The organism is Campylobacter concisus, assembly GCF_003048405.1.
GTDB classification, from domain to species: Bacteria; Campylobacterota; Campylobacteria; order Campylobacterales; family Campylobacteraceae; genus Campylobacter_A; species Campylobacter_A concisus_Q.
On the sequence record NZ_PIQS01000003.1, the window covers coordinates 96,122 to 120,909 of the forward strand.

A 24,788-nucleotide genomic window follows, 5' to 3' on the forward strand; every position below is an offset into this window, starting at 1 on the left:
AATTTAACGGATTTCAAAGGGAGCTTTCTCCCTTTGATTTAAGAATTTATTTTTTAAGAAGATCTCTGATCTCAGTTAGAAGTGCTATATCAGCTGGAGTTTCAGGCTCTGCAGGAGCTGCCTCTTCTTCTTTTGGTAGTTTATTTTTAAGTGTATTTAAAGCCTTGATGACGCAAAAAATACAAAATGCAATTATTAAAAAATCAACCATTGTTTGTATAAATGAGCCATAGTTTATCGTAACAGCAGGTGCACTATCAACTGCTTCTTTTAGTGTAAGCTTAAGATCAGTGAAATTTACACCGCCAGTTAAAACGCCAACAACAGGCATGATAACATCACCAACTAGTGATGAAACGATCTTTCCAAACGCACCACCTATAACAACACCAACTGCCATATCTATGACATTTCCACGCATCGCAAATTCTTTAAATTCGCTTATAAAACTCATTGTTTTTCCTAAAAATGTTAAATTTTTGTTCGGATTTTATTCAAGAAATGCTTTGCTTCGGCTAAAAAAATCAAATTACATAACTTTAAATTTATCAAGCTGGTGTTATAATCCAAACTCAAAATTTAACGTAAGGAATGAGCTTATGTATCGTTTTGCACCCTCTCCAACAGGAGATATGCACATAGGAAATTTACGTGCCGCTATTTTTAATTATATTTGTTCTTTGCAAGATAAAAGTGGCTTTATTTTACGCATAGAAGATACCGACAAAGAGCGAAATATTGAGGGAAAAGAGAAAGATATCTTAGAAATTTTAAGCAAATTTGGTATAAAGCCAGAGCAAATTTATATCCAAAGTGAAAATTTAAAATTCCACAGGCAGCTAGCTTCAAAGCTCCTCATTGACAAAAAGGCCTTTGCTTGCTTTTGCACCGAAGAAGAGCTCGAGGCAAAAAAACAAAAAGCAAAAGAGCAAGGTGTGGCATATAGATACGACGGCACCTGCGAGAGATTAAGTGACGCCGAAGTTTTAAACTGCGAGAAGCCATTTGTCATCCGCATGAAAAAACCAACACGCACGATGAGTTTTACAGATGCGATCAAAGGCGAGCTAAGCTTCGAGCCAGACGCTGTTGATAGCTTTGTCATCATGAGAGCAGACAAGACTCCAACTTACAACTTCGCCTGCGCGGTTGATGATATGCTTGAGGGCGTGACCTTTGTCATACGTGGCGAGGATCACGTGAGCAATACACCAAAGCAAGACCTCATACGCGAGGGTCTTGGCTACACCGGTAAGATGAATTACGCTCATTTGCCTATACTTTTAAATATTGAAGGTAAAAAAATGAGCAAGCGCGAGAACGAATCAAGTGTAAAATGGCTCTTTGAGCAGGGATTTTTACCTGAGGCGATCGCAAACTATTTGATACTTCTTGGCAACAAAACTCCGACTGAAATTTTTACCATCGAAGAGGCGGTGAAGTGGTTTGATATAACCAAAATTTCACGCTCGCCGGCTAGATTTGACGTAAAAAAACTCGAGCAGATAAATAGAGAACACATCAAGCTTGCTTCAAAAGAGCGTATAAAAGAAATTTTTGGCGTAGATGAAAATTTGGCTGAGTTAGTTAAATTTTACACTCAAGAAAGCTCACTAGTACCTGAGATAAAAGCAAAAGTAGAAGCTATATACTCACCAAAAATGGCTCCAGATGAGTACAAAAATGAATTTGAGATCATCAAAAAAGCAGCTCGTAATTTAAAAGCGTGCGAAACATTTGATGAGTTTAAAAAAGAGCTTATGAGCGCTACAAATTTAAAAGGTAAAAACTTTTTTATGCCACTACGTGCGCTTCTTACGAACGACCTTCACGGTCCTGAGCTAAGCGAGCTCTATCCTCTTATCAAAGATGATCTCGCGAAAATTTTAATCTAGGAGCAAAAATGATACTTTCCACCCTATTTTCAGCGATCGCAAACATTTTGCACCTTATTATCACGGTCTATACTTGGGTTATCATCGCAGCAGCTCTGATTAGCTGGGTCAGACCTGATCTTGGCTCGCCAGTCGTGCAGCTACTTTATAGGCTAACTGAGCCGGTTTATAGCTTTATTAGGCGCTACATAAAAACAAATTTTAGTGGTATCGACTTTACTCCGCTTATTGTGCTTTTAGCACTTCAATTTTTAGATCAATTTTTAATAAGGCTTTTATTTGGTTTTGCTGCGTCACTTTAGTATTCTCTCTCTTGCCTGTGTTGCTCTTTTGGCTAAAATTTATACCTACGAAGAGCTAAAAAACGAGCCAAAAAGTCTAGCAAAAGACTACTACATCAACCGTCTTATTAACGAGGGTAGTTACACAAAAGAGCAGATCGCAGATCTTTCGCGTGATGTGTTTAGAAAAGCAGGCCTTGTTCAAAAATCAATCGATAAAATTTTACCTCCAAAAGCGGCTCCTAGCAAATGTCCTGGTGTAAATGCAAAAAATATCACCCAGGCAAATCTAATCTGCCAAAATTTTCTAACATCTATTGCTTTTAGCTTAAAGCTTGATAATCACACTCGTGAAATTTTAGCAGCTAATCTTGCAAAGACAAATCCAGAAAAATCAAAAATTTTACTCGCATTAAATGAAACAAATCCGGCTAAAGCTTTTGCAAATTTAAACGATACAAAGAGCTTTTTAGAGCTATTTAACGCCTCTAGCCCGCAAAATAAAAGTACACTTTTTAGTGAAAGCTTTGATGCAAATTTCATGACCAAGCTCTACTCACAAAAGGGCTTTACAAATTTATTAAACGATATTGTTTTTAATAAAAAATATGAAGGCTTTAGAAGAAATTTACTAAGTATTGATCCAGCTGTCACCGAAAAAAGTGATGCTTTTACGCTTGGAATAAATGCGATTTTACTAGGACAAGACGATATCGCCTTTAGCCTTTTTGCAAGAGCCAAGAGCACATTTGAAAGAGCTTGGCAAAGGGATAATGCGACCTTTTGGCAGTACCAGATAAGCAAAAACGAAAGCTTTTTAAAAGAGCTAGGTGCCAGCAAGGATGCAAATATCTACTCGCTTTACGCAAGAGATTTGATCGGTGGCGAACCACTTGAAGTCATCGTGCCAAGGCCTAATAAGCAAAATATCGAAAATTTTGACGTAAGCGATCCGTTTTTATGGAACAAAACTGCAGCCCTTGCAAAGGATATGAATGCCACGCAAGCAAGCGAATTTGCGAAGAAATTTTATACAAACGAAAGTATCGGTGCCTATGCATACTTCATGCAAAAGGCGCATGGCTGGGAGAAGCAATACTTCTTAATGCCAAGCTCTCCTGAGCTTGAGGGCATCAGCAACGAGAGAAAGTCAATGATCTACGCTCTGGCTAGACAAGAGAGTCTCTTTATCCCAAGCGTAGTTTCTACTTCATATGCCCTTGGAATGATGCAGTTTATGCCATTTCTTGCAAATGCGATCGGCAAAAAAGAGCTAAAAATTCCAAATTTTGACCAGGACGATCTTTTTAAAACTGATGTTGCCTTTAAATTTGCAAATCACCACCTAAACTATCTTGATAAATTTCTCTATCATCCGCTCTTTACCGCATACGCGTACAACGGCGGTATTGGCTTTACTAAAAAGCTTATCACAAGAGATGATATGTTTAAAGAGGGAAAATTTGAGCCATTTTTGTCGATCGAGCTTGTCCCAGTCGGAGAAACTAGAAACTACGGCAAAAAGGTGCTTGCCAACTACGTGATCTATATGGCGCTTACTGGTTCCAATATAAAGATTTCGCAACTTTTCGAAAATTTAACAAAACCGGCTTTGACTGATAAATTTCGAAACTAAGAGTGAGATCATCGCTTTGCTTACTTGGTGCGGTCACTTCATAATAGAGCGCCCAAGGCATCGAAAATCCAGCAAATTTTAGCATCTTATCATTTTCATCAAGCAGCCTTGCATTTGTGGCATTTGAGTCGTTATTTACCTTGATATTTTTTAGCTCACTAGCGTGCTCTTTTGGATTTATAGCCACCAAAAAGTGCTCTTTGTTCTGGTCTAAATTTGAATTGTAGATCGGATTTAAATAGGTAGCAATGATGAGCGTCCTGTCAGCACCATCAATAATCTCACTTTTGCTCGTGTAAGCTAGAAGCTCATTTTTTAATGGCTCGTGTACAATCACCTTGTGCTCAGCACAACCAAATATCATCAAAATCAGTACAAAAAAAGATATAAATTTACTCATAAGAACTCTTAAATTTTTAAAATTTCTTGCATTTTAGCATTTTAATTTTTAAATTTCACTCATAAATTTTAAAGCCAACATAAGCTATAATCGCAGGAAATTTTAATAAAAAAGGCTCTTATGAAAAGACTTGCTATCGCTTTTTCTGGCCCTTCAAATAGCGGAAAAACGACTCTTATTTTAAAAGTTGCAAAGAAATTTATAGACGATGGTTTGAAAGTCGCGATAGTAAAACACGACCCTGGCGATAAGGCAAGGTTTGATGTCGAGGGTAAGGATAGCTTTAAATTTTCTCAAACTGGGGCTGATGTTGTCGTAATGAGCCCAACTAGAACAACTTATTTTTCACAAAATCCACAAGAAATTAGTGACGTCATTAAAATGCTCGGCGAGTTTGACATGCTCTTAGTCGAGGGGCTAAAGACTCTGCCGCTACCAAGACTAAGCGTTTTTAAAGGCGAGATCGACGAAGCTTATCTTAGTTTTTCAGATGCAATCGCCACTTATAAAGAACAAATTCCATACGAAATAACAAATCTCAATTTAGATGATACAAACGCCATTTGTGCGTGGATAATCAAAAATGCAAAGGCTGTATAATGCAAGAATTAAACCAAATTTTTAACACCATAAAAGAGATCGCAAAAGAGATAAGCGAAGTGATAAAATACGCCGATCTTGGCTACACAACCCACGAAAACGCTACTGGCGACACGCAACTAAAACTTGATGTCAAAAGCGACGAGATCATCACAGCTAAATTTAAGGAGCTTGCCTGCGTAAAAGCGCTAATTAGCGAGGAAAAAGAGGACGCTCTTGAGATAAATAAAAATGCTAAATTTATAATCGCTTACGATCCACTTGATGGCTCAAGCTTAGTTGATGTAAATTTCGCCGTTGGCTCAATCTTTGGCATCTACGAAGACGAGGTAAAACCAGAAAAATTAATAGCCGCAGCTTACAGCATATATGGCCCAAGGCTTGAGCTTGTAATTGCTGAGAAAAAGGGCGCTTTGCCTAAATTTTATAGACTTGGCAAAGATGGCGAGTTTAAATTTGTAAAAGAGCTTGAGCTAAAAGAAAAAGGCAAGCTAAATGCCACGGGAGCCACGCAAAAAGGCTGGAGCCAAACGCATAGAAATTTTATAAATGAGCTATTTAACGAGGGCTACAGACTAAGATACTCAGGTGCGATGGTGAGCGATCTGCATCAAATTTTACTAAAAGGTGGCGGTCTTTTTAGCTACCCAGCAACGAGCGATCATCCAAATGGCAAACTAAGAGTAGTCTTTGAAGTATTACCATTTGCCTTCATATATGAAAACGCAAAGGGTGCAACGACAAACGGCGAAAATCAAACACTTTTTGATATAAAAATAGAAAAAATTCACCAAACAACGCCATGCTTTTTTGGCTCACGTGATGAAATTTCACTTTTACATAAATTTTACGAGCAAAAATAATGCAAGAAGCACAAACAAACGAGCCACTTGACGCATTTGAGCTAGCCCTAAAGCAAAAGGCTAAAATCATGCAAGAGTGCCAAAGCCAAAAAGGGCAAAAAAGCTGCTTTAGCTGCGAAGTATTTTTTGACTGCGAGACAAGAAAAGAGTACGTAAATAGCTGCTACAACTCGATGTCAAAGGGCAATACTGGCAGTGATGGTGGATTTGATTTTTAAAATTAAAGGAAAGATATGAAAGAAAAAGCTTATATAACGACTCCAATATACTATGTAAACGACGTGCCACACATCGGTCACGCCTACACGACTATAATCGCTGATACGCTTGCTAGATTTAACCGCCTACAAGGCAAAGAGACTTACTTTATGACAGGTACAGACGAGCACGGACAAAAGATCGAGCAAGCAGCTCGTGCTAGAGGCAAGACTCCAAAAGAGTACGCCGACGAGATCAGCGCGAAATTTAGGTCACTTTGGGATGAATTTGAGATAAGCTACGATCATTTTATAAGAACGACCGACGAAGAGCACAAACAAACCGTGCAAAATGTCTTTGAAAAGATGCAAGCAAATGGCGACATTTACAAAGGCGAATATGAGGGATTTTACTGCGTTAGCTGCGAAACTTTTTTTAATCAAAGAGACCTGCTAGAAGACAATCACTGTCCAGACTGCGGCCGAGTGACATCTTTAGTCAAAGAAGAGAGCTACTTTTTCAAGCTTTCAAAATATGAAGATGCACTTTTAAAATGGTACGAAAATGACGAGCTTTGCGTTATCCCAAAGGGAAAGAAAAACGAGGTCGTAAGCTTTGTAAAAGGTGGACTAAAAGATCTTTCAGTAACTAGAACGAGCTTTGACTGGGGCATAAAGCTACCAAAGAGCGCAAACGATGAAAAGCACGTTATGTACGTCTGGCTTGACGCGCTTATAAACTACCTAACAACACTAGGATATTCAAGAGATGACGCTAGAATGGATCTTTGGCCATACACTACTCACATCGTTGGCAAGGATATTTTACGCTTCCACGCAGTTTACTGGCCGGCATTTTTGATGAGCCTTGGCTTGCCACTACCAAAACACGTAGCAGCTCACGGCTGGTGGACGATAAATGGTGAAAAAATGAGCAAAAGCAAGGGCAATGTCATTAACCCAAGAGAGGTCGCAAGCGCTTATGGACTTGAAAATTTCAGATACTTTTTACTTAGAGAAGTGCCGTTTGGACAAGATGGCGATTATAGCCAAAAAGCTTTGATCGAGCGCATAAACTCAGAACTTGGTAACGGTCTTGGCAACCTGCTAAGCCGAATAGTTGGCATGAGCGCAAAGTATAGCGACTATAAAATTGGCTCAAAAGATGTACTCAAATTTCACAAAGCTGAGCTTGACGAGGCAAAAGGCTATCTTGATGAGGCTATTAAAAATTTAGAAAATTTAGCTACAAACCGCTACTTAGAGGATCTTTGGAAGGTCGTAACTCTTGCAAATACAGCCGTTGCGAAGTATGAGCCATGGTCACTTGTAAAAGCTGGCAAAACTGACGAGGCAAACGCGCTTGTGGCACTTTGCGCAAATTTACTTGCAAAAGTGGCGATACTACTTAGCCCTGCTATGCCAAAAACTTGTGCTAAGATAGCTGACACGCTTGGCTTTAGCATAGACACAGTATCTTATGAAAGCCTTGTTTTGAAAAATGAAATTTCAAATTTTGTGGCAAAAGCTACCGAGCCACTTTTCCCAAGAATAGAAAAAGAGCTAATGAGCGAGGCAAATGAGCCAAAGGTTGAGGTAAAAGCTGAGCCAAAAGAGGATAAAAAAGAGGACGAGATCATTAGCATTGATGATTTTGCCAAGATAGTAATAAAAGTAGGCGAAGTGCTCGAGTGCGAGAGGGTCGAGGGCAGTGAGAAGCTGCTTAAATTTAAGATAGATCTTGGTGAAGATGAGCCGCGTCAAATTTTATCTGGTATCGCCAAATACTACGAGCCTAGCTCGCTTATCGGCAAACAAGTTTGCGTTTTAGCAAATTTAAAAGAGCGAACGATGATGAAAAAATATGTCTCTCAAGGCATGATTCTAAGCGCATCAGACAGCTCGCTAACGCTTCTTGGCACGCAGGGCAAGGTCAAAAATGGCGCGATCGTTGGTTAAATGACAATAGAAAATTTAACTCGTCTAATAAATGCCGAGGCTCTGAATGCACCGACGATAACTAGTGTAAGCGAGTTTGTTTTCGAGCTAAAGCATGTAAAACGTGGCTTTGCCTATATTTGCTTAAACGCAAACGATAGCGACATAGAAACAGCGATTAAACAAGGCGCATACGCCATAATTAGCGAAGATAATGTACCAATTATCGACAAAGAGATCGCTTTTTTGAAAGTTAGCAGTTTACAAACTGCCATGATAAAGCTTATGAGATTTGAGTCAACTCACAAAGATTTGAAATTTTGTGCTGTAAATCCTTATATAAATGACTTTTTAGAAAAATCAAAACTTGGCTCCAATGCACATGTCATGTCAAAAAACATAACTGAGTTTTTTAATCAAATTTTTCATGCAAAGGTCTTTGATATATTTTTTGGCGATGACATAAGGACACTCCAACGCATATCACCTCTTTTTGAGACTATTTACACAGACACGACGATGCACGAGATAAATCCAAGCTCGATCTTTTTTACAAATACAGTTTTTAAGCAAACTTACTATCAAAACTTAAACATACCACGAGTTTTTGCCGGTATGTTTTATGGACTTTTAAAATTTCTTGATAAAAATAAAATTTCATTTAAGCCTTATGAAGGTAGGATTAATGGGCACTTTGATCCGATTTTCATAGATAAAAATTTTTCTCCAACAAGCTTTGGAAATAGCTTTAGAGCCATAATCACCGAAAGCGATGAAGATCTATTTGTAAGTCAAAGTATATTTTTAAATAAAAAATTTAGCCCTGATGAGATAAAAATTTGCTTGCCTGAAGGTTCTTTATTAAAAGTGCAAAATGCTATTTATTTTAAAAATTTAGGCGAGATTAAAAAACTCAAAAACTTTGTTTACATATTGATCTTATGCCAAAAAGAAGAGCTTTTAGAAGAACTTCACAAAACTACCGAGGAAAATTCACTATTTTAATTTAGCTCTTTTTTATTTATTAGATCAATCAGCCTAACATCCTCACTTCTTACGATTAGGCTTTTGGGCAGCTCAAATTTATTGATAACATCGCACTCTTTTTGCCTCATTTCTCCATCATCTTTTTCATGATCGTAGCCCAATACGTGCAACAAGCCATGCGTAAAAAGTAGTGCAGTCTCAGCATCTTCGCTGTGATTTAGCTCATTTGCCTTTTGTTTTACCATATCTTTATTTATGACGATTGAACCAAGTGGTGCATGAATGACAAGCTCAAGTGGAAAACTTAAAACATCTGTAGTTTTATCGATACCTCGCTTGGATCTATTTAGCTCTCTCATTTCATCTTCATCTATAAACACCAGCTCAACTTCGCCTGGCGTCAAATATGAGCAAATTTCATCTAAAATTTCTGGATAACTCTCTTCGCAAAGTATCATTTTTGGCTTGTCCTTAGTAAAATTTTGTATAATTTTAGCAAATTTAAAAGGCAAAATATGAAAAAAGCGGTTTGTATAATGAGTGGTGGCATGGATAGTGCGCTTTGTGCTGTAATGGCAAAAAAGGCTGGTTATGAGATAGTGGCACTTCATTTTGACTACGGTCAAAGGACGATGAGGCGTGAGAAGCGTGCGTTTGACGAGATATGTGAGCGACTGGGCATTGTTAAAAAACTAAGCCTTGATGTTAGTTTCATAGCACAAATTGGTGGAAATTCGTTAACAGATACCAGCATGAAAATAAGAAAAGATGGGGTAGAAAAAGACGTGCCAAACACCTATGTACCTTTTAGGAATGGCGTGTTTATCTCTGTCGCTGCCGCACTTGCTGAAAAAGAAGGAGCAGAAGCTATTTATATCGGTGTCGTAGAAGAAGATAGCTCAGGATACCCGGACTGCAAAGAGAGCTTTATAAAAAGCATAAACGAAGCTATAAATTTAGGCACATCAGATGGCTTTTCTTGCCAGATCGTCACGCCTCTTGTAAATTTAAGCAAGGCTGACATTGTATTAAAATCGCTAGAGCTTGACTCACCGATAGAGCTAACCTGGAGCTGCTATGAGAGTGAGGACGAAGCATGTGGACTTTGTGATAGCTGCAGACTAAGGCTAAATGGCTTTAAAAAGGCAAACGTCACTGATAAAATCGTATATAAAAATCAAAAATTTTCCTTATGAGCCTCTAAAAGTAGCAAATTATTAAGCAAGGGTATTTAACTGATTTAAAGATATATCAACGCTTAAACTCTTGTTACCTACCAAAAATATAAATTCTCAGTCAACCTTGCCAAAATTTAATAAAGAGGATTAAAACTTAGTTGATAATTTTAGCCAAAACGCTCCAAGCACAAGGTAAAAATTTTAAATAAGTGGTCACTACCACGGCTTTTTAGTGATCTTATTTTTTCTTATTGTCTTGTTTCTTATTTTGATCGCTTTGGATTTTTTCTAAATTTATATATCCCATTTCAACGAGTTTATTATAAATTTGAGCGATTTTTGGCCCAGCCGCACTTCCGCCATGGCCACCATGCTCGATAACTATTGTGATGACATATTGCGGATCTTCATAAGGCGCATAAGTAGTCATCCATGCATGGGATCTTTGCAAATACGCCATATCCTCTTCTTTCATACGTTTCTTTTCAGTTTGAGAAATTCCAACAACCTGGGCAGTACCTGTCTTTGCGGCAACTTTAACTAGGCTTCCAATAAAATGCCTATTTGCCGTTCCTCTTGGGTGATTTGCCACTTCATACATTGCATGCCTAATGGCTGGTAACTGTGACTTCTCAAACGGAGTAAAAGCATCATCTGTTGGTGTAAAATCAACATCCTTGTCATCAATGCTCTTTAAAAAATGTGGAGTCACATTTAGCCCAGTTGCAAGGCCTGCTGTGTATTTTGCCACTTGCATAGGCGTGACCAAGAAATTTCCCTGCCCGATAGAAGTGATAAGGGTCTCACCTTGAAACCACGCTTTGCCATACTTCCTCATCTTCCACTCTCTACTTGGCAAAGTCCCCACAAACTCATTTGGCAAATCAACCTCGGTTTTTCTACCAAAACCCATACGTTCAAGTATCGGCACAATAGCGTCGATCCCTATCTTTTGACTACCTTTATAAAAATAATCATCACAGCTCTCTCTAATTGCCGTATTCATATTAACATTTCCATGTCCGTGAGAGTTCCAGCAGCGGAATTTACGCCCTCCAAGCTCATACGAGCCACTACAAAAAAAGCTATCGTATTTACTCATGCCATTATCCAAAAACGCAAGCGCCATACCCATTTTTACGACCGAACCTGGCGGATAAAGGCCGTTTATTAGCTTATTTGTAAAAGGATGATCGACGTTTTTTACAAGCTCTTCCCATTCAGGCTGAGAAATTCCAAGCACAAATGGATTTAGATCATACTCAGGAAAGCTTCCTGCTGCGATGATAGCACCGTCTTTTAGACTCATGACTATGACGCTTCCTGCATCTTTGCCAAAGACATCAGCCACAAACTGCTGAAGCTCAAGATCGACTGCAAGCTTGATATTTTGACTTTGTGGTGCTTGATAGTTTATCTGTTCGATCTCTTCATTTAAGGCATTTACCTTTATCTTTTTAAAACCCTGAATTCCTTGTAGGATCGGATTATAAAACCGCTCCACGCCACTTCTTCCGATGTAATTTGTAAGCTTTGTCAAAGGATCATTATCCATATCTTTTTGATTTGCCCTACCAACGTAGCCGATAATGTGAGAAGCCAGATCGTTATACGGATAGTGGCGTTTTGAAGCGGGCCTTATCTCTAAATTTTCACGCAAAGAAAGTGATGCAAAAAATGGCAAAAATTTATCATAATCAATAAATTCGACCACATTTATAAAATCTTGGTTATAAGCTGAGTCGTTTTTTATGTATTCATTTTTAAGCTTTGTAACATTTAGATCGCTAAATAGTGAGCTAATGTAAGCTAGCTCATCATCTAAAATTTTTACCTTTTTATTAGCACTTAAATGAGGTCTAATGGATACTGAAAAACCAAGACGATTAACAGCCATTGGCTTATCATGTACGTCAAAAATGATACCCCTAACTGGCGGAATATAAATAGTTTTTATCGCGTTTTGTTCTGCAATTTCGTTGTAGTAAGTATTTGAGTTTATGCTTAGGTGATAAATTCGTCCCAAAAGTATAATCCAAAAAAGAGCGATCACACTAAAGACGATGCGCATCCTCATAGCACTTTATCCCTAAAAAGAACGATAGCAAGGATACATTCAAATGCTATAAAAAATAGATATTCAGTCGAAAATGCTAAATTTTGCTCATTTAAAACATAAGCAAATAGGTTATTTACAAGAAAAGTCAAGACGTATCCAGCTGCTACAAAGATGATAAGTAGGCAATTTCGCCACTTCATCGTGGTATATAGCCAGTCTAGAATAAAATTATAAAAAAGCAAAAATGCAATAATCGTTGAAAAAAGATAAAATCCATGAATTTGCTCAGCAAATATTATAAAAATTATCGCAAAGTACCAATTAAGCTTAAACTCATCGTATTGCTTTTGTTTTCTTGAATACTCCAAAATCATATAAGTAAAAAAAATGCCAATGAGTGGCGGCAAAAAGCCAAATTGCGTAGTTGCAATCTCATATGAGAATAAAAAAACAGCCCACCAAAATTCTTTAAAAATTTTAATATCTAAGCTGCTTATGGTTTGCATTTTATCTACCAAGAGCGTTATTTATGATGGCTTCTCTAGCCTTTTCGATACCGCTTTTATTAAGAATTGAGACCAAGATGCCGCTCGGATCAAATTTCATTACCGCACTCTTTTGGCTTTGATTTAGCTTATCGCTTTTTGTATATAAATTTAAAATTTTCTGGTCAGCTCTTAAAAAGCTTTTTAGGTAAGAATCCACGTTCACGTCAATGTCTAAGTCAAAATGCCTAGCGTCAATTAGATGTATAAAAAGTCTAATGTCGCTTCTAAATTTCAAAAACTCATCTAAATTTTTACGCCATTCATCATGCTTTGACTTTGCCACTTTTGCATAGCCAAAGCCTGGCAAATCAACCAAAATGAGCTTAAATTTATCTTTTTCGCCCACTTCTTTTTCCTCACAAAACTCGGCCTCAAAAAAATTTATAAGCTGAGTTTTGCCAGGAGTCGATGAGCTCTTGGCTAGATTTTTTTGATTTACAAGTGTATTTATGAGGCTGCTTTTACCAACATTTGATCTGCCTAAAAAGACAACTTCGCTTGTTACGAAGCTTGGAGCCTCTTTTATACTTGGACTTGATGTGATAAATTTAGCACCTAGTGGCCTTATCACTTATCTTTTTCCTCTACCTGAAAGATAAACTTAACAGGCTTTTTCTCATCACTATTTACACTATATGTGCCATCTTTTTGATTAACAACTATCTTTTCACCATAAACATTCTTATCAGTTTCTACCTCATGCAAATAGCCATTTCCACTAACAGTATAGATCTGTTTTGCTGGCTCGTATATAAGAGTATTGCCTTTGCCATCATAGTGCTTATCTTTTATAAAAATTTTAGCTCTTGCATTGCCAGTGGCCACATATTTTATAGGCTGGCGTTTTTTGTCAAAATAGACAACCACCTTATCTGCCTTAAGCTCATCAAATGAGCCCTTTTTGATATTTACATTACCTATAAATTCACTAGTTTGCTTATTCTCATCTGCAAAAAAATCATTTGATGTGATTTCAACTTGCTCTGCATTTAAAAATGTAAAACCCAATATCACCGCTAAAATCGCTGATTTTCTTCTACCCATGCCCTTAACCCTTTTACCTGCGTTTGTTTTTTAGCAAGATCATAGCTTCCACTCTCACCCAGTGCCTTATCATTATTTCTTATGAGCGTGAAATTTGCTTCAGATCTTACTATCTTTGTTTTTGTTCCATATATCACTTCGTCACTTATAAATCTCAAACTATCGTTGTTTTCATAGTTCGCATTCTTTTGAAAGATAATTTCGTCATTTTGTGAGATTGCTTTGTCTGAGCTTAAAAAATGTTTTAAATTTCCTCTTAAAATTTTTGCTTTAAAACTCAAAAATTCATCTTTATCATTGTATCTATTTAGCTCATCAGCCTCGTAGACTCCGCTTATTTTCGTGGAATTTATCTCATAATCTATCACATCATTTATCTGCATATTTGATATCTTTGTGTCGATCTTTAAAACATTTGCAAGGTATGGATCTTGAGCTGCCAAAAATATCATCACGACACTAAAAATAGCCACGACGAAGTAGAAAATTTTTACAACCAACGCTTAGACCACTCGTCATATAAATTTTCTGATTTTATAATAAGCTCGATCATCTCTCTAACCGCGCCATTGCCACCTTTATGCTTTAGTTTTGTCTTTACATCAAGCTCTTTTATCGCGTCTTTTGGCTTAAAGCTCCAAGCAACTGCATTTAAAATTTTATAGTCATTGTAGTCATCGCCTATAGCTGCTGCATTTTTAAAGCTAAGCCCTTCAAATTTTAATATCTCACTCGCCACTTCAAATTTATCACCAACTCCTTGATAGACGTGATTTATCTTTAGATCCTCTGCTCTTCGCTCAACGATGGCTGACTTTCTGCCAGTGATGATAGCTACTTTTTTGCCAAGCTTTAGCCAGCTTTCTATCGCGTAGCCATCTTTTACATCAAAAAATTTAAGCTCTTCACCATTTGCATTGTATATAATCTTGCCATCAGTCAGGCAGCCATCAACATCTAAAAATATAATCTCTATCATAAAACACCCTTTGTGCTTGGTGTGCCTATCCTTGCGTTTTTAGCAAGCGCTCTACGAAGTGCGACAGCGAATGATTTAAACGTTGCTTCGATGATGTGGTGAGTATTTTTACCACGAATTTGATTTAGATGAAGCGTGATGGCTGAATTTATAGCAACTGCCCTAAAAAACTCCTCCACAAGCTCAGTATCAAACTCGCCAACTTTGGCATTTTCATTAAAATTTTCATATACAAGATAGGCTCTATTGCTAAGGTCTAGCACGCAAAAAACAGCAGCTTCATCCATAACAACGCTTGCCTCACCAAATCTCTCAACACCACTTAAAGGATACAAGGCCTCTTTTAAAAGCTGACCCAAAACTATGCCTACATCCTCAACGCTGTGGTGAAAATCCACATGCGTGTCGCCCTTGCATGAAATTTCAAGATCAAGCAAAGAATGCTTTGTAAAAGCTTCAAGCATATGGTCAAAAAAACCAATGCCAGTATCTATCTTTGCAACCCCAGAGCCATAAATTTTAAGCTTCATTGAGATTTGTGTCTCTTTTGTATTTCTAGTTAGCTCTAAAATTTCTTCTCTCACGCCCTAACCTCTTACTATAAATGCACCTTGGAATTTACCGCTTCTTGCATAATCCCTGGCCTCGTCCTCACTTCTAAAGCCATTTAAAAATACTCTATAAATGGTAGATCCATCTATAGTAAATGTCTTAACTACTGACTTGTAACCATCTATGCTTTGATGCTCTCTTTGATATCTGTTTGCGCCCTCAAGGTTTTTAAATGAGCCAATTTGCACCATAAAATCTCCACCTACGACCCGTTGCTCTGACGAAATAATAATGCCTCCAGTTGGAGCTGTCGGAGAGACTGGATTTGGCACTTTTATACCAGTACTTGTTGGTTTTGTTTGGGTATTAATGCTAGCAACAGCATTTATATCTTCATTAAAGCCTATGACTTCCATACTGACCGGAGCTGTGCCTGTACCGATAATATCAAGTTTAGTTGCAGCCGCCTTTGAAAGGTCTAAAACTCTATCAGCCACAAAAGGTCCACGATCGTTTACACGCACAATGACGCTTTTTTGATTTCTTAAATTTGTTACTTTAAGGATCGTATTCATCGGCAAAGTTTTGTGTGCTGCGGTCATGTTGTACATATTATAAATTTCGCCGTTTGAGGTTGTTTTACCATGAAAATTTGGACCATACCAGCTCGCTGTGCCACTTGCCCTATCACCCACACTTACAACGGTTGGGTAGTATGTTTTGCCATTTATCGTGTAAGGTCTCATTGTTGCTTTTTGGATAGAAGCTGAATTGTTGCCCTTTACATTAGTTGGACCACTTGGTGTAAACGGTGCCCCGTTCCAAGAGCAACCGGTAACTAGAAGAGTAAAACTTAGTCCTATATAAAATTTTAGGCTCTTATGGTATGACAATATTTGCTCCAACATTTAAATTTGAACTAGCAAAAGAATTTGCATCTTTTAAATCTTTTTCGCTCACATTAAATTTCTTAGATAAAGAAGCTATCGTATCACCAGTTTGAACTATATAGTTTTGAGATTTATTTTGGGCAGAAAATGGAATAATTAGTTTTTGATTATAGCTTACGGCATTTGTGCTAAGCTCGTTGTAGTCCTTGATCGCTCTATGACTAACACCCGTTTTTTTAGAGATAGAAAGTAGTGTTTCGCCTTTTTTTACGACATAGGCATAAAAATTATTTTTACCATTAAATGGCTTGAAATTTTCTGCAAAAAGTTGTTTTTTGTTTTCAGGGATATAAACATAATAATCTTTTAAGGTTGGTGGAGTAAATACAAATTTTAAATGCGGGTTGTTATTTTTCATCTTTTTTGTACTAAGACCGATACTATCGCCTATTTGAGCTAAATTTGTACCGCCAGGTACTTTTACTTTTACAAGCTTTAGTCCTCCGTTTATGTTTAACAAAGATGAATCTTTAGACATCAAGAAGTCTGCGTCTTTTGCGGTATATGCTGCTCTTAAAATTTTAATAACAAAATTTCTAGTTTCGGCTGGAAGGTATTTTTTCTCTGCGTCAAGAAGCGTTACAAGGTCATCTGTACCAGCTTTTTGTATAGCTCTTTTTAACGCACCATCGCCGCAGTTATAGGCCATAGCTGCTAGATACCACTTGCCAAATTGATTTTTAAGCGACTTTAGATAATTTGTTGCTGCAATAGTAGACTCTACTGGATCTTTTCTCTCATCGACATACTGTCCTACCTTTAGACCATGCAGTCTAGCCGTTTGCTCCATAAACTGCCACATACCAGTAGCTTTTGCGTTTGATACTGTGTGATTTGAAAAGCCTGATTCTATCATAGCTAGATAAAAGAATGACTCAGGTACGCCGGATTTTTTGATCTGCTCTTTTACCATCGGTATATACATATAACCATTTTTTAGAGCTTCTGTAAATGTTTCAAGTTGTGATTGTTTGATACCTTGTCTCATCTTTGCATAGTGAGAAGTCTTCATAAAGCTAGCGTCAATATCCAGCTCTTTTAAAATTTTTACCTGAGTATCGTATGAGCTTTTTTCAGGGGTATTTGCCAGTAGCAAGGTACTACATGCAAACATTAAAAATATTTTAAGCATTGCTTTCATTTCTATCCTTTTTTCGTGTCAAAACTTAAGATGCTAGCATCTTAAACAAGTGCAACGCCCAAAATTTAAGCAAAGCACTTAAACAACCTTTTGGCATTATTTGAAGTTTTTTCACAAACAACTTCAGATTCAAGGTTTAAAATTTCAGCTATCTTTTTAGCAACAAATGTCGTAAACGCCGGCTCATTTCTCTTGCCACGATTTGGTTCTGGCGTGAGATAAGGAGCGTCAGTTTCAATAACTATCCTATCAAATGGGATTTTTGGCAAAATCTCGACTAAATTTTTAGCATTTTTAAATGTTAAAACACCGCCTATGCCAAAGTAAAAATTCCCAAATTTACAAAGCTCTAAAAGAAGTGGCGAAGCATTATAACAGTGCAAAATCGCTCCAGCTTCAAACTTTGGTGCATACTCTTTTAAGATATTAAAAGAGTCCTCATTAGCCTCCCTAATATGAAGAATAACGGGTTTTTTTAACTCAACAGCTAAATCAAGTTGAGCTAAAAAAATACGTTTTTGATCCTCTTTTTCTTTTATCTTTTCATTTTCATCTTTTGGTAAGCGAAAGTAGTCTAGACCACATTCACCAATCGCCACACACTTTTCATCTTTAGCAAAATTTCTTAAAATTTTAATATCAAAACTCTCTTTATCATATGGATGAACTCCGGCGGCAAAGAAAATATCAGAATTTTCATGTGCTATTTTAGCCGCTTTTGGTAAATCATTGATATCAGCTCCCGGGATAATAAAGCCTTTTAACCCTAAATTTCTAGCTTCATCTAAAATTTTATCAAGGTCAGGATCATAAACTTTACTATCTAAATGACAATGCGTATCTATAATCATAAAGCTATTTCTACTCTGTTTCTACCATTTTCTTTTGCGGTGTAAAGTGCTGAATCGCAAGCCTCAAGCATATCGTCTATCTCGCAATGCCCATTGCCAAAAGATACACCTATTGATATAGTAACTTTTACTTTTTCCTTTTTTATAGTTACTTCATTTTCAGCCACTTTGGCTCGTAAATTTACAAAAAATTTAACAGCTTCTTCTTGGCTTATCTTTTTAAGCACAACGCAAAATTCTTCGCCGCCAAATCTAGCAACAATATCACTTCCTTTTGTATTGTCATTTAAAATTTTTGCGATTGATTTTAGTATCCTGTCTCCCCCATCATTGCCATATGTATCATTTATCTTCTTAAAATAATCAATATCAATCATTGCAAAAGCATAAGGCTCATTGGTCTCTTCAGCTGCTTGGACATACTCTTCCACGTCAGAATAAAAAAATCTTCTATTATAAACTCCGGTTAAGAAGTCGCGATTTGCAAAATTTGCTATCTTGTTTATATTTTCCATCGCTTCGATCGTATTATTAACACGGCATATTAGCTCTTCTTTTGAAAATGGTTTTGCTATAAAATCGCTCGCACCATTTTTTAAGAATATTGATGCGTCAGTCTTTTCGCTAGGAGATGTCATAACGATTACGCCAAGACTATTTTTATCTTTTTCTTTTCTAACCTCTTTTAAAACCTCAAGGCCATCTTTTACCGGCATTCTATAATCAGTTATTATAAGATTTATATCAGGATTATCTGCAAAATAATTCATCGCCTCTTCGCCGTGAGCCGCAGCCAAAACTTTAAACTGAAGGCTAGTTAATATCTTTTTTATCATATTTCTAAAAGGAAGTGAATCTTCAACAACCAAAACCTTGTATTGTCTATTTTTGCTCAGTCTATTTATCATTTGGAAGATATAGTTGATATCGTCCATATTTCCTTTATAAACATAATCCACAATATCTTTATTTATAAAATTTTGCCTTGTTTCATCATCAATGCTACCTGTTAAAACAATAGCTGAAAGCCCTTTGGAAAGTGCATAATCAACGATCTCGCCATTTGGAGCATCTGGCAAATTTAAATCCAAAATAGTCATAAAATAATCTTTATCATGCTCATTAATTAGCATTTGAGCCTCGGCAAAACTATATGCAACATCAATTGCCATCTCATCAATAGTCTTTTCCATTTGCATAACAATCAGCTTTGCTAACGCCTTATTATCATCAACTACAAGGATTCTTTCCATATTATTCCTACAAAAATTTTTATCAAATTAGTGGCGATTTTATCAAATAAATTTATTTATAAAGCTTAAATTAATAATTTAAATTAAGCTACTTTAAAAGCCCTTTCGCAAAATTTATTGCCTCTTCACTTATGTGTTCACCGCTTATCATACGTGCTAATTCGCTCACTCGTTCATCTCTACCAAGCTCTCTTACGACCGAGTTTTCTCCATGACGCTCTACTAAAAAGTGCGAATTTGCCTTTGAGCTAAGCTGCGGCTGATGTGAAATGGCAAAAATTTGATAAAAATTTGCAAGTTTTAAAAGGACATTTGCGATACTCATTGCCTCTTTTCCACTTAAATTTGCATCTATTTCATCAAGTATGATGACATCACCGCCCGTTTTTGTTATCTCGCTAGATGCGGCTATAAAAGCTAACCTTAGGCGGTTTAGCTCGCCTGAACTTAAATTTTTAAGCGAAGTCTCATTTAAATTTAGACAAACCTCATCAAGTCCTAAAATATCAAGTCTTTTTTCTTCTATTTTTAGCGTGATATCTGGCATATAAAGCTCTTTTAGGTATAAATTTATCATGCTCTCAAGCTCTTTTAAATTTATGCTCCTTGCCCTACTTAAAGTGCTAGCTAGCTCATTTGCCCTTTTGCTTAAAATTTCAAATTTCTTCTCAAGCTCACTCTTTTCAAAGCTTAAATTTTCATATCTGGCAAGCTCTTTTTTCTTTTTAACAAGCACTTCTAAGGCCTCTTCTTCGCTGCCATAACGCCTAATAATGGCATTAAGAGCCTCTATCCTATCAAGCACGCTTTCCACATCGATATCGTCGAGTTCTTCCATATTTAGGCTATCTCTTGCGACTCTTAGCTCATTCATCGCATCTTCAAAAAAGCCATTGTCAAGGTCACTGATGCTTAGCGCCTCATTTACGCTGTGCTCTAGCTCAAATATCCGCTCAGCCCTAGCCCACGCTTCATTTATCTTATCCTTTTTACTAAGCCTTTTTTTAGTCTCCATAAGCTCTTCAAACTCGCCTTTTTTAGGCTCCACGTTTCTTATCTTTTCGATCTCAAAGCTAGCAAGCTCCTTTAGCTCCTCGACCTTTTTCTCTTCCTCTTTTATAGTGGCAAGCTCTTTTGAAATTTTAGAAAATTCCAAAAACGTCTCTTCAAACTCCTGCTTTATCTCTTTAAATTTCTCATTTTTTGAAATTTCCAGCCTATCAAGCAAATTTAGAAATTTCTCGTTTTCAAACTCGTTTGCCTCTTTTGCTGAGAGGTATTTGATGTGCTCGCGCGCCACTTGGGCTAAATTTTTCTTTGAGATGGCTTGTTGGTTTATAAAATATCTCGTGCTTTTATCTTTTAAAAGCTTGAAAATATTGACCTCTTCATTTTCTATGCCAAACTCATCAAGCTCAAATTTATGCTCCACGTCAGCTTCTATCAGCCTTGCCTCGCTATCTTTTAGCCCAAAAACAGCCATTATGGCGCTCATTAGCACCGACTTACCAGCGCCGCTAACGCCTGTAAATACACTAAGACCCTCTTTGAAATTTAGCTCGACATTTTTAAAATTTAGATAATCTTTAATCAAAATTCGATCAATCATTATAACCCCAGTGAAGTTTCTCTTTTAAAATTTGAAAATAATCTCTACCGATATGGCGTATCAGCCTCGCTTTTTTGTTGCTAAGGCTCATGCTAACGGCCGAAATTTTACTCATATCAAACCTATCTTGACCATCAAGTACCAAAATCGCATCGCTATTTGTTCTAAATTTAACCGTATGATTTTTCGTGAGTACGACTGGACGCTGTGTAAGTGAGTGCGAGCAGATAGGAGTTACTGTAAAAACTTCGCTTAATGGATAGATAATAGGGCCATTTGCACTCATGTTATATGCCGTTGTTCCAGCAGGTGTCGCCACTATAACGCCGTCTCCAAAATATGAATTAAAATATTTTTCATTTAAAAGTGCCTCAATATGCGTCATCGAGCCACCATTTTTACTAACGATAACTGCATCGTTAAATGCTATCTTTTGCTCAGTTTTGCCATCATTTTTGTGAAGTGTGACGTCTAACATAAATGGCATTTCTACCTCAAATTTGTCATCAAAAAAGTCTTTAAAAAATTTCTCACTCTCATTTATCGTGATATCTGTCAAAAAGCCTAGCCTACCAGCATGTATGCCAAGGACAAGTGGCGAGATATAAGCTAGTTTTCTACAAGTTGAGATTATAGTGCCATCACCACCAAGCGTGATTAAAAATTCGCACTCTTTAGCTAATTTTATAAGCTCAAAACCATTTTTCTCTATACGCTTAGCACAATTTTTTTCAAGCAAAATTTCTGCGTTATACTTTTTTAAAATTTTTTCTAATTTTTCTAAATCTTGCCTAAACAATGGATAATCTTTAGCAATAAGTCCTACTTTTTTTGTACAAAAAGTATTAAATTTTTGTTCATTTTTCATGTAAATGATTGTAACATATTTTATTTTAACAAAGCTTTTCAAAAGAAAAAAGCGATTATAATTGCCTAAAAAACATTGCAAAGGAGCATTTTATGCGAAGTCATTATTGCACCGATCTTAGCAAAGCTGACATCGGCAAAGAAGTAATACTTTGTGGCTGGGCAAATACATATAGAGACCATGGTGGCGTCATTTTCATCGACTTAAGAGATGTTAGTGGGCTTATACAGTTAGTTTGTGACCCAGCTGACAGCAAAGAAGCACATGATATTGCTGCAAAAGTAAGAGATGAATATGTCTTAAAAGCAAAAGGAAAAGTAAGAGCTAGAGGCGAAGGACTAACCAATCCAAAGCTAAAAACTGGCGAGATAGAAGTAATAGTAAGTGAGCTAATCATCGAAAATCCAAGCGAGCCGCTACCATTTATGATAGGCGATGAGAGCGTAAATGAGGACATTAGGCTAAAATACCGCTTTTTAGATCTTAGAAGCGAGCGCTTGCAAAATATATTTAAAATGCGTTCTCGTGCAGCGATCGCAGCTAGAAACAGCCTAGATAAAATGGGCTTTATCGAGTTTGAAACTCCGGTTTTAACACGCGCAACTCCAGAAGGTGCGAGAGACTACCTAGTGCCAAGCCGTGTATATCCGGGTCAATTTTACGCGCTCCCACAAAGTCCACAGCTATTTAAACAGCTTTTGATGTGTTCTGGCTTTGATAAATATTTCCAAATCGCAAAATGCTTCCGCGACGAAGATTTAAGGGCTGATCGCCAACCAGAATTTACTCAAATAGATATAGAAATGAGCTTTGTCGAGCAAGAAGATATCATAAATATGGCTGAGACGATGCTAAAAGATATATTTAAAGCCTGCGGATACGATATCAAAACGCCATTTAGACGCATGAGCTACAAAGAGGCTACTGAGACTTACGGCTCAGACAAGCCTGATCTTAGATACGATCTAAAAATGATCGATGTTATCGATATTTTCGAGCGCTCAAGCAATGAAATTTTTAGCTCTATCGCAAAAGACAAGAAGAAAAACCGCATCAAAGCGCTAAAAGTACCAAATGGCGACAATATCTTTAGTAAGCGCGAGATGAATAGATTTGAGGAATTTGTACGTAAATTTGGCGCACAAGGGCTTGGCTACTTCCAAATGAAAGAAGAAGGACTAAAAGGCCCACTTTGCAAATTTTTTGAACAAAGCGATCTTGATGAGATCGTCTCAAGATGTGAGCTAAAAGTTGGCGACGTAGTATTTTTTGGCGCTGGCAAGAAAAAAATCGTGCTTGATTATATGGGAAGATTTAGAATTTTCCTAGCTGAACAAATGGGTATCATTGATCAAGACAAACTTGAGTTTTTATGGGTGCTTGACTTCCCAATGTTTGAACAAAATGACGATGGCAGCTACTCTGCGATGCACCATCCATTTACTATGCCAAAAAATATTGACGAGCCTGATCTTGAGGACATCCTCTCTATCGCTCACGACGTCGTACTAAACGGCTTTGAGCTTGGTGGCGGAAGTATAAGAATTCACAAAAATGATATCCAACAAAAGGTCTTTAAGCTTCTTGGTATAGACGAAGAGGAACAGCGTGAGAAATTTGGCTTCTTGCTTGATGCCTTGACATTTGGCGCGCCTCCACATGGTGGTATCGCGATCGGCTTTGACAGGCTAAATATGCTCGTAAATAAAGCAAGCTCAATCCGTGACGTCATAGCATTCCCTAAAACACAACGTGCTCAGTGTCCACTCACAAAGGCACCAAGCCACGCTAGCAACGAGCAGCTTAGGGAGCTAGGACTAAGGATAAGAGAAAAAGAGCAAAAGGCTTAAAATTTGCCTTTAAAAAGAGATGGAAAATTTTTGTCTTTAAATATTTTTTTAGACAAAATTCCATCCTAAATTTAAATTTATAAAAAGATGTCTCCAACTTGGCGGCTAATTAAATTAAAACTTGTCTAAGTATTTTGAGATGATTTTTGTGGTTGCGACGTAAAATTTTGCGCAGATAGAACGCTTAGTTCATCAAGTTAAATTTTACTAGCTCCGCAAAAAGCGCTCAAAAGACAAAGGCAATAAAAGGGAAAGAATGAAGAATTTATTTTTAATCATCGGCGCTCCAGGTAGCGGCAAAACAACAGATGCATCGATCATCGCACAACAAGATGAGAAATTTGCACACTTTTCAACTGGCGATCTTTTAAGAGCTGAAGTTGCTAGTGGTAGTGAGCTTGGTAAGCTAATAGACGGCTTTATCTCAAAAGGAAATTTAGTTCCGCTTGACGTTGTCGTAAATGCGATCGTCTCAGCTATCAAAAGCTCAAATAAATCAAACATCATAATCGACGGCTACCCAAGAAGCGTTGAGCAAATGACTGAGCTTGACAAAGTCTTAAGCGAACAAGATGAAATTTCTCTAAAAGGTGTCATCGAAGTAGATGTTAGCGAAGATGTAGCAAGAGCTAGAGTGCTTGGCCGTGCAAGAGGCGCTGATGATAACAACGAAGTGTTTAATAACCGTATGAAAGTATATCTTGATCCGATCAAACCTATCCGTAAATTTTACAGCGAAAAAGAGCTACTTCACGTAGTAAACGGTGAGCGTGGCATAGACGAGATCGTAGCTGATATCAAAAATTTACTAGCTAAACTTTTATAAATTTACAGACCTTGCATAAAAATGTGCAAGGTCCTAAATAAATATCATTCAAATATACTTATTTTTAATTTCATTTTAAATGTAACTTTCCTACAATTCTAAATTTATTTTTAACAAACCTAAACAAAGATGAAATTATGCATAAATTTAAATTTACAATACTACTTTCAATCGTAACTATTTTTGCCTTTACAGGATGTGCTAAAAAGTATATAGAAATGGTTTAAAAGGATACTACATATAAGTACAGCAGCGCTAAAGCGGTTTGTGGCGAAACCGAGCT

Annotated in this window: 26 protein-coding genes and 1 pseudogene; 11 read left to right on the forward strand and 16 right to left on the reverse strand. The window is 37.1% G+C overall.

Translation table 11 applies throughout. The features are described from left to right. Positions 1-46: 46 nt before the first annotated feature. Entirely contained in the window at positions 47-454 is a 408-nt protein-coding gene (gene mscL / locus CVT18_RS07405; protein WP_107824389.1) for a large-conductance mechanosensitive channel protein MscL, read from the reverse strand. A 145-nt stretch (positions 455-599) separates the two neighbouring features. Between mscL and gltX the strand changes: the two genes are divergently transcribed. Genes gltX through CVT18_RS07420 form a run of 3 tightly spaced genes read left to right on the forward strand, consistent with a single transcriptional unit; the run spans position 600 to position 3,812 of the window. After that, positions 600-1,895 (forward strand): glutamate--tRNA ligase, encoded by a 1,296-nt coding sequence (gene gltX / locus CVT18_RS07410; protein ID WP_107824390.1) that lies wholly within the window; start codon positions 600-602, stop codon positions 1,893-1,895. Positions 1,896-1,903: 8 nt separating this feature from the next. Further along, positions 1,904-2,197 carry a YggT family protein gene (locus CVT18_RS07415; RefSeq protein ID WP_107824391.1) on the forward strand — a complete coding sequence of 98 codons (294 nt, stop codon included), beginning with the start codon at positions 1,904-1,906 and terminating at the stop codon, positions 2,195-2,197. Continuing rightward, positions 2,175-3,812 (forward strand): lytic transglycosylase domain-containing protein, encoded by a 1,638-nt coding sequence (locus CVT18_RS07420; RefSeq protein ID WP_103629393.1) that lies wholly within the window; start codon positions 2,175-2,177, stop codon positions 3,810-3,812. Before CVT18_RS07415 ends, CVT18_RS07420 begins: the two co-directional genes overlap by 23 nt. Here the strand turns inward: CVT18_RS07420 and CVT18_RS07425 are convergent. Then, on the reverse strand, positions 3,733-4,212 hold the full coding sequence (locus tag CVT18_RS07425) for a hypothetical protein (protein WP_103629394.1): 480 nt from the start codon (positions 4,210-4,212) through the stop codon (positions 3,733-3,735). The two genes, CVT18_RS07420 and CVT18_RS07425, sit on opposite strands and share 80 nt — an antisense overlap. Positions 4,213-4,332: 120 nt before the next feature. Between CVT18_RS07425 and mobB the strand changes: the two genes are divergently transcribed. Genes mobB through CVT18_RS07450 form a run of 5 tightly spaced genes read left to right on the forward strand, consistent with a single transcriptional unit; the run spans position 4,333 to position 8,815 of the window. After that, a complete protein-coding gene (gene mobB / locus CVT18_RS07430) occupies positions 4,333-4,812 on the forward strand; it encodes a molybdopterin-guanine dinucleotide biosynthesis protein B (protein ID WP_103560611.1) in 480 nt (159 codons plus the stop codon). Beyond that, on the forward strand, positions 4,812-5,675 hold the full coding sequence (locus tag CVT18_RS07435) for a class 1 fructose-bisphosphatase (RefSeq protein ID WP_234410305.1): 864 nt from the start codon (positions 4,812-4,814) through the stop codon (positions 5,673-5,675). The genes mobB and CVT18_RS07435 overlap by 1 nt, the downstream gene beginning before the upstream one ends. Further along, positions 5,675-5,893, forward strand: coding sequence for a hypothetical protein (locus tag CVT18_RS07440; protein ID WP_103629396.1), 219 nt, complete (start codon positions 5,675-5,677; stop codon positions 5,891-5,893). The genes CVT18_RS07435 and CVT18_RS07440 overlap by 1 nt, the downstream gene beginning before the upstream one ends. 15 nt (positions 5,894-5,908) lie before the next feature. Continuing rightward, on the forward strand, positions 5,909-7,831 hold the full coding sequence (metG, locus tag CVT18_RS07445; RefSeq protein ID WP_103629397.1) for a methionine--tRNA ligase: 1,923 nt from the start codon (positions 5,909-5,911) through the stop codon (positions 7,829-7,831). Beyond that, positions 7,832-8,815, forward strand: a complete 984-nt coding sequence (locus tag CVT18_RS07450; protein ID WP_107824392.1) for a ferrochelatase — start codon at positions 7,832-7,834, stop codon at positions 8,813-8,815. It begins immediately after the preceding gene. On the opposite strand, the gene ybeY is transcribed toward CVT18_RS07450, so the two are convergent. Beyond that, positions 8,812-9,255 (reverse strand): rRNA maturation RNase YbeY, encoded by a 444-nt coding sequence (gene ybeY / locus CVT18_RS07455; protein ID WP_103628615.1) that lies wholly within the window; start codon positions 9,253-9,255, stop codon positions 8,812-8,814. The genes CVT18_RS07450 and ybeY overlap by 4 nt on opposite strands. Before the next feature lie 24 nt (positions 9,256-9,279). Between ybeY and queC the strand changes: the two genes are divergently transcribed. Then, positions 9,280-9,993, forward strand: coding sequence for a 7-cyano-7-deazaguanine synthase QueC (queC, locus tag CVT18_RS07460; RefSeq protein WP_107824393.1), 714 nt, complete (start codon positions 9,280-9,282; stop codon positions 9,991-9,993). A 220-nt stretch (positions 9,994-10,213) separates the two neighbouring features. Here the strand turns inward: queC and mrdA are convergent, their stop codons facing one another. From mrdA to CVT18_RS07525, 13 genes and pseudogenes are all read right to left on the reverse strand, one after another. Then, positions 10,214-12,052: a penicillin-binding protein 2 gene (gene mrdA, locus CVT18_RS07465; protein WP_107824394.1), complete on the reverse strand. Its 1,839-nt coding sequence runs from the start codon at positions 12,050-12,052 to the stop codon at positions 10,214-10,216. Continuing rightward, a complete protein-coding gene (locus tag CVT18_RS07470) occupies positions 12,049-12,540 on the reverse strand; it encodes a hypothetical protein (RefSeq protein WP_103628644.1) in 492 nt (163 codons plus the stop codon). Before CVT18_RS07470 ends, mrdA begins: the two co-directional genes overlap by 4 nt. A gap of 1 nt (position 12,541) precedes the next feature. Next, a complete protein-coding gene (yihA, locus tag CVT18_RS07475; protein ID WP_103628618.1) occupies positions 12,542-13,153 on the reverse strand; it encodes a ribosome biogenesis GTP-binding protein YihA/YsxC in 612 nt (203 codons plus the stop codon). Then, positions 13,150-13,626: a lipopolysaccharide transport periplasmic protein LptA gene (lptA, locus tag CVT18_RS07480; protein ID WP_103628619.1), complete on the reverse strand. Its 477-nt coding sequence runs from the start codon at positions 13,624-13,626 to the stop codon at positions 13,150-13,152. The genes yihA and lptA overlap by 4 nt, the downstream gene beginning before the upstream one ends. Next, positions 13,599-14,126, reverse strand: coding sequence for an LPS export ABC transporter periplasmic protein LptC (locus CVT18_RS07485; protein ID WP_021090489.1), 528 nt, complete (start codon positions 14,124-14,126; stop codon positions 13,599-13,601). Before CVT18_RS07485 ends, lptA begins: the two co-directional genes overlap by 28 nt. Then, positions 14,117-14,605 (reverse strand): KdsC family phosphatase, encoded by a 489-nt coding sequence (locus CVT18_RS07490; RefSeq protein WP_087584728.1) that lies wholly within the window; start codon positions 14,603-14,605, stop codon positions 14,117-14,119. The genes CVT18_RS07485 and CVT18_RS07490 overlap by 10 nt, the downstream gene beginning before the upstream one ends. Then, positions 14,602-15,177 (reverse strand): imidazoleglycerol-phosphate dehydratase HisB, encoded by a 576-nt coding sequence (gene hisB, locus CVT18_RS07495; RefSeq protein WP_199907366.1) that lies wholly within the window; start codon positions 15,175-15,177, stop codon positions 14,602-14,604. Before hisB ends, CVT18_RS07490 begins: the two co-directional genes overlap by 4 nt. Positions 15,178-15,192: 15 nt before the next feature. After that, positions 15,193-15,909, reverse strand: a pseudogene (locus CVT18_RS07500) (septal ring lytic transglycosylase RlpA family protein); the annotation flags it as partial. Positions 15,910-16,036: 127 nt separating this feature from the next. Then, positions 16,037-17,248: a lytic transglycosylase domain-containing protein gene (locus tag CVT18_RS07505; protein WP_084040887.1), complete on the reverse strand. Its 1,212-nt coding sequence runs from the start codon at positions 17,246-17,248 to the stop codon at positions 16,037-16,039. 65 nt (positions 17,249-17,313) lie between these two features. Next, a complete protein-coding gene (locus CVT18_RS07510; protein ID WP_107824397.1) occupies positions 17,314-18,099 on the reverse strand; it encodes a TatD family hydrolase in 786 nt (261 codons plus the stop codon). Further along, the gene (locus CVT18_RS07515; RefSeq protein ID WP_107824398.1) at positions 18,096-19,352 is read right to left on the reverse strand and encodes a diguanylate cyclase; all 1,257 of its coding nucleotides are present in this window, start codon (positions 19,350-19,352) and stop codon (positions 18,096-18,098) included. The genes CVT18_RS07510 and CVT18_RS07515 overlap by 4 nt, the downstream gene beginning before the upstream one ends. Before the next feature lie 88 nt (positions 19,353-19,440). Then, positions 19,441-20,961: an AAA family ATPase gene (locus CVT18_RS07520; RefSeq protein ID WP_180999673.1), complete on the reverse strand. Its 1,521-nt coding sequence runs from the start codon at positions 20,959-20,961 to the stop codon at positions 19,441-19,443. Beyond that, on the reverse strand, positions 20,954-21,829 hold the full coding sequence (locus CVT18_RS07525; RefSeq protein WP_103628645.1) for an NAD(+) kinase: 876 nt from the start codon (positions 21,827-21,829) through the stop codon (positions 20,954-20,956). Before CVT18_RS07525 ends, CVT18_RS07520 begins: the two co-directional genes overlap by 8 nt. A 92-nt stretch (positions 21,830-21,921) precedes the next feature. Here CVT18_RS07525 and aspS point away from each other — a divergent pair, with 92 nt between their 5' ends. Then, the gene (aspS, locus tag CVT18_RS07530) at positions 21,922-23,679 is read left to right on the forward strand and encodes an aspartate--tRNA ligase (RefSeq protein ID WP_107824399.1); all 1,758 of its coding nucleotides are present in this window, start codon (positions 21,922-21,924) and stop codon (positions 23,677-23,679) included. A gap of 256 nt (positions 23,680-23,935) precedes the next feature. Next, positions 23,936-24,505: an adenylate kinase gene (locus CVT18_RS07535; RefSeq protein ID WP_103589018.1), complete on the forward strand. Its 570-nt coding sequence runs from the start codon at positions 23,936-23,938 to the stop codon at positions 24,503-24,505. Positions 24,506-24,788 lie beyond the last annotated feature (283 nt).

Bases quoted from the DNA above. Each gene is read 5' to 3' on its own strand.
- mscL (WP_107824389.1), bottom strand. From the start codon at position 454: ATGAGTTTTATAAGCGAATTTAAAGAATTTGCGATGCGTGGAAATGTC.
- gltX (WP_107824390.1), top strand. From the start codon at position 600: ATGTATCGTTTTGCACCCTCTCCAACAGGAGATATGCACATAGGAAAT.
- CVT18_RS07415 (WP_107824391.1), top strand. From the start codon at position 1,904: ATGATACTTTCCACCCTATTTTCAGCGATCGCAAACATTTTGCACCTT.
- CVT18_RS07425 (WP_103629394.1), bottom strand. From the start codon at position 4,212: ATGAGTAAATTTATATCTTTTTTTGTACTGATTTTGATGATATTTGGT.
- mobB (WP_103560611.1), top strand. From the start codon at position 4,333: ATGAAAAGACTTGCTATCGCTTTTTCTGGCCCTTCAAATAGCGGAAAA.
- CVT18_RS07435 (WP_234410305.1), top strand. From the start codon at position 4,812: ATGCAAGAATTAAACCAAATTTTTAACACCATAAAAGAGATCGCAAAA.
- CVT18_RS07440 (WP_103629396.1), top strand. From the start codon at position 5,675: ATGCAAGAAGCACAAACAAACGAGCCACTTGACGCATTTGAGCTAGCC.
- metG (WP_103629397.1), top strand. From the start codon at position 5,909: ATGAAAGAAAAAGCTTATATAACGACTCCAATATACTATGTAAACGAC.
- CVT18_RS07450 (WP_107824392.1), top strand. From the start codon at position 7,832: ATGACAATAGAAAATTTAACTCGTCTAATAAATGCCGAGGCTCTGAAT.
- ybeY (WP_103628615.1), bottom strand. From the start codon at position 9,255: ATGATACTTTGCGAAGAGAGTTATCCAGAAATTTTAGATGAAATTTGC.
- mrdA (WP_107824394.1), bottom strand. From the start codon at position 12,052: ATGAGGATGCGCATCGTCTTTAGTGTGATCGCTCTTTTTTGGATTATA.
- CVT18_RS07470 (WP_103628644.1), bottom strand. From the start codon at position 12,540: ATGCAAACCATAAGCAGCTTAGATATTAAAATTTTTAAAGAATTTTGG.
- lptA (WP_103628619.1), bottom strand. From the start codon at position 13,626: ATGGGTAGAAGAAAATCAGCGATTTTAGCGGTGATATTGGGTTTTACA.
- CVT18_RS07490 (WP_087584728.1), bottom strand. From the start codon at position 14,605: ATGATAGAGATTATATTTTTAGATGTTGATGGCTGCCTGACTGATGGC.
- CVT18_RS07505 (WP_084040887.1), bottom strand. From the start codon at position 17,248: ATGAAAGCAATGCTTAAAATATTTTTAATGTTTGCATGTAGTACCTTG.
- CVT18_RS07510 (WP_107824397.1), bottom strand. From the start codon at position 18,099: ATGATTATAGATACGCATTGTCATTTAGATAGTAAAGTTTATGATCCT.
- CVT18_RS07515 (WP_107824398.1), bottom strand. From the start codon at position 19,352: ATGGAAAGAATCCTTGTAGTTGATGATAATAAGGCGTTAGCAAAGCTG.
- CVT18_RS07520 (WP_180999673.1), bottom strand. From the start codon at position 20,961: ATGATTGATCGAATTTTGATTAAAGATTATCTAAATTTTAAAAATGTC.
- CVT18_RS07525 (WP_103628645.1), bottom strand. From the start codon at position 21,829: ATGAAAAATGAACAAAAATTTAATACTTTTTGTACAAAAAAAGTAGGA.
- aspS (WP_107824399.1), top strand. From the start codon at position 21,922: ATGCGAAGTCATTATTGCACCGATCTTAGCAAAGCTGACATCGGCAAA.
- CVT18_RS07535 (WP_103589018.1), top strand. From the start codon at position 23,936: ATGAAGAATTTATTTTTAATCATCGGCGCTCCAGGTAGCGGCAAAACA.